Origin of the sequence: Cellvibrio fibrivorans, from assembly GCF_031457055.1 — a bacterium.
GTDB classification, from domain to species: Bacteria; Pseudomonadota; Gammaproteobacteria; order Pseudomonadales; family Cellvibrionaceae; genus Cellvibrio; species Cellvibrio fibrivorans.
In genome coordinates, this window is sequence record NZ_JAVDVX010000008.1 from 124,329 (window position 1) to 140,024 (window position 15,696).

Here is a 15,696-nt window from a genome sequence, read left to right on the forward strand (position 1 = left end):
ATCTCGCCTTGGAGTCATCCCCGTTACAGGCGGCGGACCACTATCACTAAAAACCTAACCTCTGGCCGCTCTTCCGGGGCCTGCATTTCCCAAATTTCTATATCGAATCAGCACTTTACAACAAAAAAGCTTATCGGAGATTTTTTTTATGATAAATAAATCAGGAATTTACCACACGAATAAAACCTCGGCTGAAATCAGTACAACAGTGTTTCCAAAGTTCCCAAACGGGGGCGCATTTTGTGCAAAAGATGAAAAGTGTGCCAATAATATGTTTTCATAAGAAAGGGTAAAAGCGCGCATCGGTAAACCCAACAGGAAAAGCGCCTGCAAAAATACCTGTGCAACTAACGAAGGGGTGCCGCTACTGACTCGCTTTTGCCTATTCGTGCACTAAAATTAGGTTAACTACTAACGGCATTTCGGGAGTACTGCATGCGCCATCATGTTCCCTTCGTGGGTGAACGCAAAATTGTTCGCGCCGATGACGAGCAGGCGCGCCTTAAACGCACTAGTGGCAAAGTGATTGATGATGTGGTGGGTGATGGCAAAGTAGAAAGTAGTTGGGATGATGTAGTTCCCGATGATTGGGTGGATAAATCCCAGCCCAAACCGACCAAGCCTGCTGCCAATGCATCGGTTTCTATGCCCAGAGGTCATGTTCCGATTAAGGCGAACCGCAAGACCACTGCTGCTGTACCAGCTAAAAAAGTGGCGACTTCAAAGGCTACCAGCGCATCAGGTCCTATTACGTTCTCTGATTCGGCCAGTATGGACTGGGTGCGCATTAATAACGGGCGTGGTTTGCGGGTGAGCATTCACGGCAATATTGATAATGATTTGCGCAAAGAGTGGAGTCGGTTGCTAAACGATTCTGAATCAGCCGATGTAAAAGAATTTGAGTTTAATCTCAATGAAACACCGGCATTAAGTCTAACCGGATTGGGGATGCTGCTGTTATTTAAAGAGCGCAAAGGTTCGGCGCGCGATTCAATCAAGCTATGCAATTGTAATAAAGAGGTAGCACAGTTGTTGCACTGGACTGGTATGGATAAATATTTTGCTATTGAAAATACGCAGATTTCCGAAATCAAATAAACCGTTGTGTGTTCAAATTCAATAAAAAAGCCCGATTCGTTCGGGCTTTTTTACGGCATCGTTTTTTTAGAAAAATTACAGCATTTTTAATACATCGATCAGCGCTTGCATTTCTGCATCTGTTCCGATGGTGATACGCAGGAACTGGCTGATACGGGGCTTGTTAAAGTAGCGCACCAGGATTTTGTGGTCGCGCAAATACTGCGCAACATCCGCAGCGTTTTTGCTGACCGGTTCGGTGAACACAAAGTTGGCTTGCGATGGCAGTGTCTTGAAGCCGAGCTTATCCAACTCTTTAACTGTCCAATTGCGGGTGGCGATAATTTTATCGCGGCAGCTTTTGAAGTAGGCATCATCTTCAAATGCCACTACGGTTGCGGCTTCTGCCAAACGATCAAGCGGATAAGAGTTGAATGAATTTTTAACGCGATCAAGTGCGTCAATTAAATCTTTGTGTCCAATCGCTAAACCCACACGCATTCCAGCGAGTGAACGTGATTTGGAAAGCGTTTGTACGACAAGCAAATTGGGGTATTTATCCACTAATGTAATCGCCGTCTGCGCACCAAAATCCACGTAGGCTTCATCGACAACGACAACCGATTCAGTATTGCGTTGCAGCAGCGCTTCGATTTCTGCCAGAGGTTTACCAATCGCGGTAGGCGCATTGGGATTGGGGAAAATAATTCCGCCGTTGGCGATGGCGTAGTCGGAGAAATTAATGGTGTAGTCATCGCGCAATGGAATGGTTTGCGCATCTATACCAAATAATTTGCAGTACACAGGATAAAAGCTGTAGCTGATATCCGGGAACAACAGCGGCTTGTCCTGCTGGAAAAATGCCATAAATAATAGCGCGAGCACTTCATCCGAACCATTGCCGACAAAGACTTGGTCTGCTGTCACGCCATAATATCCGGCGATAGTATTTTTCAACTTTTTTGAATTGGGATCGGGATAGAGGCGCAAACGGTCGATGGCGTCATGGGTCATCAGATCGATCACTTTGGGCGAGGGCGGGTAGGGGCTCTCGTTAGTGTTCAACTTGATCAAGCCCTCAATTTGCGGCTGCTCACCGGGCACATAGGGCTCCAATTCGCGCACCACCTGACTCCAAAACTTCGACATGCTTGCTCCTCAACTGTTGCAGCAAAAAAAGAGTGCGCAGTATACGCGTTGAGGCGCGCGGCTCACACCCAGCGTTTTAACAAAATACTGGCGTTGACTCCACCAAAACCAAAGCCATTGGAGATGGCGTAGTCGATTACCGCTGCGCGCGCGCTGCCGTGAACTATATCAACACCTACAGCTGCATCATCCTTATGTTCGAGATTCAAAGTGGGCGGGATCATTTGGTCGCGCAAAGCCAGCGCAGTAAAAATAGTTTCAATCCCACCAGCGGCGCCGAGCAAATGGCCGGTTGCTGATTTGGTTGAAGTCACGGCTATCTTCTCCTCGTCACCAAATACACGTTTTACTGCAGCAAGTTCGCCTTTGTCGCCAACCGGGGTGGAGGTCGCATGAGCATTGAGATGCTGGATTTGCTCGGGTCTTATGCCAGCTTGTTTGATGGCAAGTTCCATCGCGCGTTTTGCGCCGTCGCCATCTTCCGGGCCCGATGTCAGATGATAAGCATCGGCACTGGTGCCGTAGCCGACAATTTCCGCAATCGGCTGTGCGCCGCGCGCTAGCGCATGGTCGAGCGATTCAATCACCAAAATCCCCGCACCTTCGCCCATCACAAAACCATCGCGGTCGCGATCAAACGGTCGCGATGCGCGCGTCGGCTCGTCATTAAAACCTGAGGATAATGCCCGCGCTGCTGCAAAACCGCCGAGGCTTACAGTGTGTATACAGGCTTCCGCGCCGCCGCAAATCGCAACATCTACTTCGCCCGCACGGATCATACGCGCGGCATCGCCAATCGCCTGTACGCCTGCTGCGCATGCCGTAACCGGTGCCCCTAATGGCCCTTTAAAGCCATATTTAATCGAGACATGCCCAGCCGCGAGATTGACTAGAAATGAGGGAATGGTGAAAGGCGATAACTTGCGCGTGCCACGTGTATCGGCGGTGCGCACCGCATCCGCGATCGCCGGAAAGCCGCCAACACCCGAGGCGATAATGGTTGCTGTGCGCTCCTGCTGCTCTGTGGTTGTCGGTTGCCACTGCGCCTGTTGCAGGGCTTCATCGGTGGCGGCGAGCGCGAGCAAAATAAAGCGATCCATCTTGCGCTGGTCTTTGGGGGTGACAATGGCATCCGGATTCAAGCCCGCTTCAGCATCTTCATCAATAGAGGGAACTACACCGCCGACTTTAGCGGGCAGCTCATTAACCATGTCATCGGGCAGGCTGCGCAGGCCTGATTTCCCCGCGAGCAACCTCTGCCACACTGGCTCAATACCGCAACCGAGCGGTGAGGTTACACCCATTCCGGTAATCACAATGCGGGGTTGCTGGTTCATGGAATATTCCTCGGTTAATTTATACATGACAGTCGTCATTTATAATTATATGATGGTCGTCATGTATACTGTCAAACACTATTTGGTCATAGGCAGGCCGCCTTTTTATCAGTGAGCGGAAATAACGATGAGAGTAACTAGAGAGCAAGCAGCAGAAAATCGCGGAAAAATTTTGCATACAGCTGCGCAATTATTTCGCGAAAAAGGTTTTGATGGCATTGGTATAGCCGATCTAATGAAAAAAGTGGGTTTAACCCATGGCGGTTTTTATGGCCATTTTGCATCCAAAGAGGATTTGATGGCGCAGACCTGTGCATATGCCGTAGATGAGCTTTTGGAGCAAGGTGAAGCGGCGCACGCAACAACGAAAGGGTCGAAATACAAAGCGTTTATCGCGCGCTACTTATCGACCGGGCATCGCGATAATCCCGGTAGCGGTTGTTTGATGGCTGCATTGGGAATAGATGCTGCGCGTCAATCGCCCGCAATTAAACAAGCATTCACCCAAAGTTTTAATCGCCTGCTCAACGCAGTGATGAATTTATTGCCCGCCACCAAAACTGAAGCGGCTAAACGCGAACAGGCGTTATTAACACTGGCCACTTTGGTCGGTGCCCAAGTGATTGCACGCGCAGTGGATGACCCAAAATGGTCAGAAGAAATATTGCGCGTGGTGAATAAAAATTTGCACTGAGAAAAAGTGATTATATTTTTTCCATGCAAGTTGGTGCATTTGTTGCGTATTTGAATGATGTTTTGAATGGGCAGTTTAGTCGGTCTATAGTTGATCCATTCCAGTTGAACCCGTGTCTGGTGAAGGAGATAACCAATGTCGCATCTTCCGCAATTGATTCTGCTCGATTTGGATGGAACTCTGTATATCGGCAATCAACCCATCCCTGGCGCTATTGCTGCCCTTGCGCAGTTGCGCGAGCGCGGTATCGCGCTGCGTTTTATCACCAACACCACAACAAAATCACAAGACGAACTGGTTGCGCAATTGCGGGTGATGGGTTTTCAACTCCATGCCGATGAATTGATCAGTGCTGCTGTTGCCGCAACCCTGGAATTGCGCAATTTACAGCAGCAAGCCGCCCGGCCACTGCGCATTTGGCCGTTGGTTGCAGATGCGATAAAAACCGATTTCACCGAATTTATATGGGATGAAAAAAAGCCGGATTACATTGTGCTGGGCGATATAGGTGACCGCTGGGATTTACATCTGATCAATCGTTTATTTAATGTGATGCACAGTGGTGCTGAATTAATTGCACTGCACAAAGGCCGCTTCTGGCAAACCAGTGAAGGATTGAAAGCCGATATAGGATTTTTTGTTGCCGGCCTTGAATATGTCAGCAGCAAAACCGCCCGTATTATGGGTAAACCCAACCGCGATTTTTATCGGCTGGTGTTGGATTCTACAAAGGTAAAGGCAGAGAATGCATTGATGGTCGGCGATGATATCGATAGCGATGTGGGCGGTGCGCAATTAATCGGAATAAAAGGTTGTTTAGTTAAAACTGGAAAGTTTCGTCAGGTGTATTTTGAGCAGTCAGATATCAAGCCTGATTACGTTATAGGCTCGGTTGCTGAATTGTTGACTGCAATCGCTTAAATGATCAGGTTTTTTGTACGAGAAAATCTTTCAGTGTGTCGCCTCAGTTTTCCTTTCTTCTTATTAATTAGCCTTTTCCAAATGTTGTCCTGTGCACATTTTTAATCCATAGATGATTTTTTTTGTGCATTTATTTGATGCGTTATGGTGCATCCAAAAAATTTCTACTAAGCTAAACAGCAATGTCAGTAAAAAATTATAAATAAATCTGGAATGTTGGCTGAACTATTACTCCCAAAAAAACCTAGATTCCTACACAAAATTCAGTAGCAATTAGCAATGCTCGTTAAATAGCAGCTAATTGGCATGAAAACCGCAATTACAAAAAGGATTTTTTAAGTGAAGTTTATCTGGATCGTTCTGTGATCGTGCAGTAAAGAAACCGCTATGTCAGACGATTCGCTACCACTTTCTAATTGCGACTTTTAGTCAGGAATTTCCTGCCATTTTTCGTGTGTATCAAGTAGTAATTTTTCAATGGACTATTCTTGGGAGCGAGTAAATGAATAAAAAACATCAGTTATCATTAAGTATTCAGTTCATTACATTGGGTGTTGCGGGCATGTTGATGGGCGTGACAGCGCCGGTTTATGCGCAATCGCCAACAGCAGAAGACAACATTGAAGAAACCCTCGTTACTGGCTCGCGTATCAAGCGACCTGATTTAACATCAAACAGTGCTATCGCTATTGTTGATGCAGCAGAGCTGAGGATGACTAACACTATTAACCCGGAAGAATTTTTGCGCGATGATCCGCGTTTTGTTGCGGCTATCGGCAACAATACCAACAATGGTAATGAGGGTGGTGCAACTGTTGATTTGCGCAACCTCGGTGAAGAGCGCACGCTGGTGTTGGTCGATGGCAAGCGTTTTGTCCCTTATGATTACAACGGCTTTGTTGATTTGGCGATGATTCCCACTGCCTTGATCGAGCGTGTTGAAGTGGTGACCGGCGGTGCATCTGCGGTCTATGGGTCAGATGCGATCGGCGGTGTTGTTAACTTTGTTATGAAAAAAGATTTTAGCGGTGTAGAACTTGATGTGGCGACTTCGTCCAGTTTTGAAAGTGATGCGCAGCGCGATGATTTCAGCTTAACCTTTGGTGGAAATTTGGATGACGGCAAAGGCAATGTGGTTGCCAGTTTGTCTTACAGTAAACAAGACGCGCTCTACCAAGGTGAACGAGGGTTTTCAGAGTTTTCGCTTGACAATATGTTGGAGCCTGGCGGTAGTGAGACCCATCCCAATGGGACTATTTATACCGCCGTTGATATTCCCGCGTTTGGTGTAGGTGTTGATACAGGAGTGCAGTTTGACGATAACGGCAACCTCACTAGCGATGTAAGCCCTTTCAACTTTAACCCTTACAACCTTTTAGTTACCCCGCAGGAAAAATACACGGCCTCTGTTATTGGCACTTACGCGATTAGTGATGATACAGAGTTTTTCTCGCGTTTTTCGTTTGCAAATAGCCGTATTGATACGATTATCGCACCCACAGGCACCTTCTTTTTCCCCTATTCACTCAATATCGACAACCCCTTTTTAAGTGCACAAGATCAGGCCATTTTTGCAGAATTAGATGCAGTTGAAGAGGGTGCTGCACAAAACGATGGGTTGGTGGATATCGCTTTCGGTCGTCGTTTAAACGAGTTGGGCACACGCGATTCACTTTATGAAAACACCTCCATGCAATTTGTGGCAGGTTTGCGCGGTAAGTTATTCGACGATTATGATTGGGAAGTGTTTGCACAAAAAGGCCGCACATCGCGCGCCCAAAATTTCCGTAATGATGTGGATTACAATAAATCGCAACAGGGCATGCTGGCGGTGACAGATCCTGATACCGGCGATATCGTCTGCCAGGATCCCAGTGGTGGTTGTGTACCTATAGATTATTTTGGTCCTGATACCATCACGCCTGAAATGGCCAATTTTATTCGCTTTAATTTGAATGAAAATAATAAGACTGATCAATTTATCGCGGGCGGCTCGGTCTCGGGGGCAACTGGAATTACTTTCCCATCAGCCGTGAGTCCAATCGAATTTGCGGCGGGTATAGAATACCGTGAAGAGGATGCAGAAAATTTGCCCGACCAAAATCTCGCCTCGGCCAACTCAGTTGGCTTTGGTGGTAGTTCGGCGGTAGATGCCGGTTTAAAAGTTAATGAGTTATTCGCCGAGGTACGCGTGCCGCTGGTGGAAAATGTATCCTTCGCTGAAACGATTGCATTAGAAGCAGCCGTGCGCGTTGCGGATTACGAAAATGAGGTAGTTATTGGTGATACAACTACCAACCAATTTGACAATACCAGTTATAAATTTGGTGGCGAATGGGCGGTGAATGATGCGCTGCGTTTCCGTTCTTTATTCCAGCATGCCGTGCGTGCGCCAAACCTCGCCGAAATTGGGTTGCCGCGTACACCCTCAACGGGTGACCTTAATATTGATTATTGTGCAGAGGATGATGCGCTTAGTGATCCAGCCTTGGTGACGCTCTGCGAGCAAACCGGCGTGCCTGCGGGTAAAGTGGGTGGGTTCAATAGTATTCAGGCTGGACAGACCAATAACTATATCGGCGGCAATCCGGACTTAACCCCGGAAGAAGCGGATACACTTACAATTGGTCTGGTGTACAGTGCAGAATCAATTCCATTTAATCTGTCATTGGATTATTACGATATTGAAATCGAGAACGTTATTCTCGCGCTGTCTGAACAGAATATTATGGATGGCTGCTATTTGCTGGATAAGGATGCAGATGGTTTGTTCTGTTCGAGAATTTATCGTAGCCCATTGACGGGTACTTTATTATCGGGCACAGAAACGGGGGTTGATGCCTCAGTCGTTAATGCAGGCAAACGCAGCACCAAGGGTGTGGATATCACCGCGGATTACAGTTTTGATCTGGCATCCCTCGGGGCGTTGGATTATCGATTGAATGCGGTTCACGTAATGGAAAATATCCAGCAGGACGCTGCGCTTTTCCCTTCAGTAGACTGTGTTGGGTTGGTGGGTAAATCATGCTTGCGTCCCGATCCAGAATGGCGCATCACGCAAACATTGAGTTGGTCGATGGATGCATTAACAATCAGCTTGCGCTGGCAATATCTTGATAGTCTGAAACAGGATGCGGTTGCATTAGGCGCTGCGGACGCGAGCGAATATGCGTTGGTTACCATCCCTTCGTATAATTATTTCGATTTGTTTGCGAGCTATGCGTTAACTGAACAGATTGAATTGCGGGCCGGCATTAATAATCTTATGGATAAAGAACCTCCGATTGTGGGTAATGAGTACGGTGGTACAGCAGAAAATAGCGGTAATACTTATCCGGCAACTTATGATGCGATAGGGCGTTCCGGCTTTATTGGAGTTAATGCGCGTTTTTAAGCAGTTTGATTTTTAATAAGTGCGACCTTTTGAGCCGTGCGATAGGGGCCACGCGCAGTGATAATGCGCGTGGTTTTTTTATTCCTGAACGGCTAGAGTTGCACTACCGACAAACCAATAAGTAAAGATGTCCAATATGAACAACACTAGCGGTGATTTTCTCGGCCATCCAAAAGGCCTGTACGTTTGTTTTGCGACCGAAATGTGGGAGCGCTTCTCTTTCTACGGCATGAAATTTATCCTGCTGTTATATCTCACTAAATACCATTTATTTTCTGATAACCAGGGTTTGGATATTCTGGGAGCATACGCCGGATTGGTTTATGCCTTGCCGGTAATTGGTGGGCTAATCGCGGATCGTTATCTGGGGTCGCGTCGTGCCGTTTTATTTGGTGGCATTTTATTAGCCATCGGTCATTTTTTAATGGCATTCGAAGGTCAGCAGGCTGTGTATTACGCAGCTGGTACTGTGTTGACGGATTCGTTGACGCTGGCAACGGGTGAAGTGTTAGCGGCGGGAACCGTGCTCGCCAATGAAGTTACCAAGCAGGATACCGCTGCGCTCAATGTGTTTTATACGGCAATTGCATTTATCGTTATCGGCGTGGGTTTTTTAAAGCCCAACATTTCGGTAATCGTCGGTCAGCTTTATCCCGAAAACGATCCGCGCCGCGATTCCGGTTTCACACTCTTTTATATGGGCATTAATGTCGGAGCCTTGGTAGCGACACTCGTGTGCGGATGGTTGGGTGAAACCTATGGCTGGAAATATGGATTTGGTTTGGCCGGCGTAGGTATGATTCTTGGGTTGATCACGTTTTTATTTGGCCAACGCTATTTAAAAGGTTATGCGGAATCTCCCAATCCGGAATGGTTGGCCACAAAACTTGTGGGTATTAAACAAGAGTGGTGGATTTATATCGCCAGTATTGGTGCACTGCCATTGATCTGGTGGTTGGTGCAAAGTGAACCGGTTGTACATATCACCCAAAATATTTTCTTGCTGTTAGGTGTTGTGGGCATACTCGCTTACGCCATGCTTCACTCCAATCCTTGGCAATCTAAAAAATCAGTCTTCACTCTGACCGCACTCGTTATTTTTGTCGGTATCGGTAGTGTGCTTACACAAAATCATGTGTTCCAGGTTTCTGATAATGCAACGGAATATTGGTTGTACGCTGCATTACTTTCATTACTGGTATTTATTTTTTACGGCTTTGCCCGTCATCGCAGTGTTGAATTTACGCGCACGCTGGTCTTGATGGTATTGATTGTATCAACGATTGTTTTTTGGTCGCTGTTTGAGCAATCTGCTGCATCAATGACATTGTTTGCAGATCGCGTTCTCGATCGGGATGTATTTGGTACAACCATCGGCGCTAGTCAATTTGCTGCACTTAATCCTGCATTTATTATGTTGTTAGCGGTTCCCTTTGCGCTGCTCTGGCCTTGGTTGGCAGCGCGCGGCCTTAATCCGTCCACTCCCGTAAAATTTGCGATAGGTACTATTTTTGCTGGCTTGGGTTTTGGTGCGTTGGTATTGGGTGCGCAGTTTCCAAATGATTTAGGCAAGGTCGCGACGCTGTGGTTTGTGCTTGCGTATTTTTGTCATAGCACTGGCGAATTATGTTTATCGCCGATTGGATTATCAGCAGTCACTAAATTGTCTATTCCTCGTGTTGTGGGTGTGAGCATGGGTACTTGGTTTGTGGCTACAGCGCTTTCAGAAACTCTCGCAACTCGTTTGTCCAAATTGGCTTCAATCGACACCGCAGAAAAATCAGATGTCGCCGCCATGCTTGTTACTTACACTGGCCTATTTGAATATCTTGCCTTAGTTGGTGTTGGGTTCGGATTATTTTTGTTGGTAATTTCACCACTGCTGAAGCGCGGTATGGGCGGAATTAATTAATTATTTATGGGAAATTTTATGAGTAACAAAGTTAACTTGCGCACTCTTTTATTTTCTTGTGTTGCACTTTCCAGTATTGCGTTTGGCGGTTTAATTGCTTGCAGCAAGGCGCCTTCCAATAGCGATCAAGCTACTGCGGAGCCTGCTAAGCCAACTAAATCGGTAGATGAATTTATTGCTGGTGCAAACAAAACCTATCTCGATAATTATTACGAATACAACGCTGCACAGTGGGTTTATGTCACTTATCTGAATGATGATTCTGCGATGCTGGCCACCAAAGCCAATGAAAAATGGATGGCGATGGAAAAAGAATTGTTGTCAGAAGCGCGTGTTTATAAAGATGCACCTATGTCGGCGGAAACAAAAAAAGCCTATATCAACATGACCCAAGGCAAAACCTTATTGCCGCCCGATACTCCTGAAGCACGCGCTGAACTTGCGCGCATTGGTACGCACATGGAAGGTGTCTATGGTGCGGGAAAATATTGTAAGCCTGAAAGCGGCACAGAAAATTGCCGCGATTTAAATCAGTTGTCCGATGTGCTCGCCAAAAGCCGCGATTACAACGAATTGGTGGATGCCTGGACTGGATGGCACGGTATTGCGCGTGCCTATCGCGGCGATTATCAGCGCTATGTGGAGATCGCCAATAGTGGTGCACGCGCTTATGGGTTTAGTGATTTGGGCGCGTCATGGAAATCTGGCTACGATATGCCCGCTAATGAATTCGAAGCGGATGTGGAGCGTTTGTGGCAACAAGTAGAGCCGCTGTATAAAGCATTACATTGTAAGGTGCGTACCGATCTTTCCAAGCAATACGGTGCAGACAAAGTACCACTGGATAAGCCCATTCCTGCTCATTTGCTTGGGAACATGTGGAGCCAACAGTGGGACAGTATTTATGATTTGGTAGAACCTTATCCCGGCGTTGGCGATCTTGATATCACCGCTGCATTGGTAAAACAAAATAAAGACGCTATCGCGATTACCAAAATTGCAGAAAACTTTTTTACTTCTTTAGGTTTGCGCTCACTGCCAGACAGCTTCTGGAAAAACTCCATGCTCACCAAACCGCGCGACCGCGAAGTGGTGTGTCATGCAAGCGCTTGGACGATGGATGCAAAAGAAGATGTCCGTATTAAGCAGTGTATAGAACCCACGGACGAAGAATTTGAAACTATCCACCACGAGTTGGGCCATATTTATTATGATCTGGCGTATAACGACAAACCTATGCTGTTTCAAAACGGCGCTAACGACGGCTTCCATGAAGCAATTGGTGATACGATTGTGTTATCCATAACGCCCGGTTATTTAAATGCAATCGGCTTAATTGAAAGTACAGAAAGCAGCGAGCAAACCGTTATCAACCAACAAATGAAATTGGCGCTCGGAAAAATTGCATTTTTGCCGTTCGGGAAATTAATTGATCAATGGCGTTGGAAAGTATTTTCCGGTGAAATTAAACCGGAAGATTACAACAAAACCTGGTGGGAACTACGCACAAAATATCAAGGTATTAGCGCTCCCGTTGAGCGCACCGAGCAAGATTTTGACGCGGGCGCAAAATATCATATAGCGGCGAATGTTCCTTATACCCGCTATTTCATTGCACACATTTTACAATTCCAATTTCACAAAGCCCTGTGCGATGCCGCTGGATTTAAAGGCCCTTTGCATGAATGCTCTATCTACAACAGCAAAGAAGCCGGTGCCAAATTGCAAACCATGCTCGCGGCTGGTGCTAGCAAACCCTGGCAAGATGTTTTGGAGGAAGCCATAGGCACACGCCAAATGGATGCTTCCGCCATCATCGATTATTTCGCACCGTTGATGCAGTGGTTGGAAAAAGAAAATCAAGGGCAGGCGTGTGGTTGGTAAAAAACGTTGAGTCAAACTAAAAACGGCTGATAATTTGTCAGCCGTTTTTTTTGAATGCTAAAACAATTTTCTTATTAAAATGTAACTTTCTGCAGGTGCGTATTCTCCATCATAACTTCCAACATTTTAATTTCCTCCAAAACCACCAACTGCTCCACGCCATCTATATCAATTTTTATACATTCATCGCGATTGTCATTGCGCTGTGTATCCTGCGCAATTCCATGAATAATATCGCCCGATTTTAGCGTGAGCTTAATCGGGTAGTGGTACATGCAGACGATTTCGATATAGTCGTGTTGGTTGCAGCTGATCATTTTATTTATCCGCGCAAGTTAGTGTTTTATCACTTTTATTCCGAGTAAACCGAGCACTTGGGTGCCGGGGAAGCCATCGGCGATCATGCCTTGCTGGTGTTGGAATTCACCTATGGCGCGGCGCGTTGCTGGGCCTAGGATGCCGTCGGGTGTGCCGAGGTTGAAGCCTTTGTTGTTAAGTTTTTGTTGCAGTGCGATAACCTGGTCGCGGTGCAAACGCGGAGCATCTATTGGGGGCGGTTGTAATAATTTTCCACCGCCAGCGATCTGGTCGGCGAGTTGGCCAACGGCAATCGCGTAAAATTCAGAGCGATTCCAACGCATAATCACGTTGAAATTGTCGTACACCAAAAATGCCGGACCTTCGTGGCCGGACGGTACTAGCAGTGACGCGTTCATATCCGCTTGCGGTAGTGGAGAGTTGTCGGCGCGTGTAACGCCGAGCTTGGTCCATTCTGCAATCGATTTATTGTTTTTTAAACCTGCTTCAAGGAAGGGGAAATCTTTTGGTAATTTAACTTCGCGTCCCCAACGTCCTTCAGTTTGCCAGCCAAGATTTTTCAAAAAATTTGCCGCAGATGCCATGGCATCCGGTGTGCTATTCCATAAATCGCGCTTGTGGTCGCCATCAAAATCCACGGCATTTTTTAAGAAGGATGATGGCATGAATTGCACATGTCCCATGGCGCCCGCCCAGGAGCCCTTCATTTTATTCGGTGCGATTGCACCCTCATCCAAAATGCGCAGCGCGTTTATTAATTCGATGGTAAAAAAAGTACTGCGGCGCGCATCGCAGGCAAGTGTGGCGAGGGAATCGACAACCGGAATATTGCCGAAGTAACTGCCGAAATTGGTTTCCAATCCCCAAAACGAAACCAAATAAGCAGCAGGCACACCGTATTCCTGTTCAACGCGCGCGAATAAATCCTTATGTTTAATCAAGAGTGCGCGGCCTTGTGCAACACGCTGCTCAGTGACGCGGCGATTAAAATAATCGGCAAAGCTGGTGGTGAATTCAGGCTGCTTGCGATCCAGTTCCAATACTTGAGTGTTAAGTTCTGCTTTGGCAAGGCTGCTATTAATTGTATTTTGTGAAATGCCCGCCGCTTTTGCTTTTGCCGAAAATGCAATCAAACAAGCAGCAAATTCTTTTTGCGTCAGCATAGGTGCAGCCACCGGAGCCTGCACGGTGTTGGTATTAATTGTGGTGTTGGCGCTAGTTGTTGTTTGCACACTTTGATTTTTTTGCGGTGTGCTCTGTGCATCAATTTTGTTGGGTTCTGCAACCTGGGCGCAGGCAACAAGGCTCATGCCACAAATAACGGGAAATAAACTCCGTAGGTTTTTCATAGTAACTCCAGTATTTAAGCAGCTTTCAATTCTGCTTTTGTGGGAAGCCATCAATTAATCGCTGCTACTTGCATTAAGGCGATTTCTGATAATACACCTTCGTCATGCCCGCGAACGCGGGTATCCATGAACATCAATTGTCTGGATACCTGCGTTCGCAGGTATGACGAGTTATTTAGCTTTTGCCACTTTATTCGCGAGTGGAAAAATTTGCAGGCCGAAATCTAAACATCCGCACGGTTAATAAAAGCGCTGCGCAGGTCAATCCGGCAATTAATGCCATCCAAAAGCCGGGAGCACCCAAGGGTGCTGTTAGCCAATCTTTGAAAGTCAGCACATAACCGAGCGGTAAACAAATGCCCCAGAATGACAGCAGCATGATAAACATCGGGGTTTTGGTATCCTTGTAGCCGCGCTGTACGTTGATCATGGTGACCTGAATAACATCGACGATTTGGAATAGGGCGGCGAGCATAAATAATGTGGTTGCAACCTGTTGAACACTCATATCTGATGTATATAAACCGGCAAGCCATTCGCGCCCAAAAAATAAAATCGGCGCATTAATGCAGCTAATGCCCACCGCCAGCAGTAGTGAACTGCGGGCAAGCAAGCGCGCTTCGTCATGGTCAGCGGCGCCGACTAAAAAGCTGATACGCAGTGTTAAGGCCATGCCCAAACTCAGCGGCAGCATAAATAATACCGAGGTCACATTGAGTACGATTTGATGACCTGCAACGGTTGTTGATCCCAATGGTGCGAGAAACAGTGCGATCATGCAAAACATGCTCACTTCAATAAACATGGTAAAACCAATCGGCAATCCCAATTTCAGCAGGCGGGCGATTTCTGATTTCGCAGGTGCAACCCAATCACCAATCAAATGAAAATTTTTGAAGGTCGCACTGCGATTTAAATAAACAAGCAGTGCAAGTGTGGCAACCCAGTTGGCAATACTCGTCGCCCAACCGCAACCGATTCCGCCCATGGCCGGTACTTGAAAAACAATAAAATCAAATCCGTAAATAAAAATATAATTGAGCGGCAGGTTTAGCAGTGTGCTGATTAAAGAAAACACCATGATAACGCGCGTATGCCCTAAACCATCGGTCAAGCCGCGCAGTGCCGTCAACAAAAGCAGTGCAGGTACGCCCCAGGCAAATGCATCCAGATAACCATCAGCAATCGCCGCTGTCACTACATCAAGTTGTAAAATTCGCAGCACCGGTTGAGTATTCACCAGCAACAAAACCATCACCACCATGGCCACTAGCGCAATATAAACTCCCTGCCAGGTGGTAGGCATAATTTTTTGCAATTCCCCCGCACCACGGTGCCCGGAGATCGTAGGCTGCAAGGCACTCAATACACCTGCAAAAAATAACAATACCGGCACCCATAAGCTCGCACCAATCGCCACACCCGCCAAATCTTCTGCGCTTGCATGGCCTGCCATCACGGTATCGATAACCCCATTCGCCATCTGCGCCAACTGTGCAATCAAAATAGGCGCGCCGAGCACCGCCAGTTGTTTCCACTCGTGCAGGGTGCGCGCAACCAGACTTTGGTTGTGATCCGGTAGGGTTTGGAGTTGATCGGTATTTAAAGGTTCCACAGCGTGTCCGTTGGTGTTGGGGTTGTGTTGCAGTTTACATCTAATA

The 15,696-nt window shown here is 46.9% G+C and carries 11 protein-coding genes; 6 read left to right on the forward strand and 5 right to left on the reverse strand.

Going from position 1 to position 15,696, the window contains the following annotated elements:
- The first annotated feature begins 435 nt into the window (after positions 1–435).
- Entirely contained in the window at positions 436–1,098 is a 663-nt protein-coding gene (locus J2X05_RS19155; protein ID WP_310075634.1) for an STAS domain-containing protein, read from the forward strand.
- Between the two features lie 75 nt (positions 1,099–1,173).
- On the opposite strand, the gene hisC is transcribed toward J2X05_RS19155, so the two are convergent.
- Together hisC and fabF are read right to left on the reverse strand one after the other, a co-directional pair.
- Positions 1,174–2,226 (reverse strand): histidinol-phosphate transaminase, encoded by a 1,053-nt coding sequence (gene hisC / locus J2X05_RS19160; RefSeq protein WP_310075635.1) that lies wholly within the window; start codon positions 2,224–2,226, stop codon positions 1,174–1,176.
- 62 nt (positions 2,227–2,288) lie between these two features.
- Entirely contained in the window at positions 2,289–3,563 is a 1,275-nt protein-coding gene (fabF, locus tag J2X05_RS19165; RefSeq protein ID WP_310075636.1) for a beta-ketoacyl-ACP synthase II, read from the reverse strand.
- Positions 3,564–3,690: 127 nt separating this feature from the next.
- On the opposite strand from fabF, the gene J2X05_RS19170 reads away from it, so the two are divergent.
- The 5 genes from J2X05_RS19170 (at position 3,691) to J2X05_RS19190 (ending at position 12,368) form a co-directional block, all read left to right on the forward strand.
- The gene (locus tag J2X05_RS19170; protein WP_310075638.1) at positions 3,691–4,257 is read left to right on the forward strand and encodes a TetR/AcrR family transcriptional regulator; all 567 of its coding nucleotides are present in this window, start codon (positions 3,691–3,693) and stop codon (positions 4,255–4,257) included.
- A gap of 135 nt (positions 4,258–4,392) precedes the next feature.
- The gene (locus J2X05_RS19175) at positions 4,393–5,178 is read left to right on the forward strand and encodes a TIGR01458 family HAD-type hydrolase (protein WP_310075641.1); all 786 of its coding nucleotides are present in this window, start codon (positions 4,393–4,395) and stop codon (positions 5,176–5,178) included.
- Between the two features lie 502 nt (positions 5,179–5,680).
- Positions 5,681–8,572 (forward strand): TonB-dependent receptor domain-containing protein, encoded by a 2,892-nt coding sequence (locus J2X05_RS19180; RefSeq protein ID WP_310075642.1) that lies wholly within the window; start codon positions 5,681–5,683, stop codon positions 8,570–8,572.
- Between the two features lie 136 nt (positions 8,573–8,708).
- Positions 8,709–10,484, forward strand: coding sequence for a peptide MFS transporter (locus J2X05_RS19185; protein WP_310075644.1), 1,776 nt, complete (start codon positions 8,709–8,711; stop codon positions 10,482–10,484).
- An 18-nt stretch (positions 10,485–10,502) separates the two neighbouring features.
- Positions 10,503–12,368, forward strand: coding sequence for a M2 family metallopeptidase (locus J2X05_RS19190; protein WP_310075646.1), 1,866 nt, complete (start codon positions 10,503–10,505; stop codon positions 12,366–12,368).
- Between the two features lie 74 nt (positions 12,369–12,442).
- Here the strand turns inward: J2X05_RS19190 and J2X05_RS19195 are convergent, their stop codons facing one another.
- The 3 genes from J2X05_RS19195 to J2X05_RS19205 form a co-directional block, all read right to left on the reverse strand.
- On the reverse strand, positions 12,443–12,685 hold the full coding sequence (locus tag J2X05_RS19195; RefSeq protein ID WP_310075647.1) for a Rho-binding antiterminator: 243 nt from the start codon (positions 12,683–12,685) through the stop codon (positions 12,443–12,445).
- Positions 12,686–12,703: 18 nt separating this feature from the next.
- The gene (locus J2X05_RS19200; RefSeq protein WP_310075649.1) at positions 12,704–14,035 is read right to left on the reverse strand and encodes a lytic murein transglycosylase; all 1,332 of its coding nucleotides are present in this window, start codon (positions 14,033–14,035) and stop codon (positions 12,704–12,706) included.
- Between the two features lie 190 nt (positions 14,036–14,225).
- Positions 14,226–15,650, reverse strand: coding sequence for an MATE family efflux transporter (locus J2X05_RS19205; protein ID WP_310075651.1), 1,425 nt, complete (start codon positions 15,648–15,650; stop codon positions 14,226–14,228).
- Positions 15,651–15,696 lie beyond the last annotated feature (46 nt).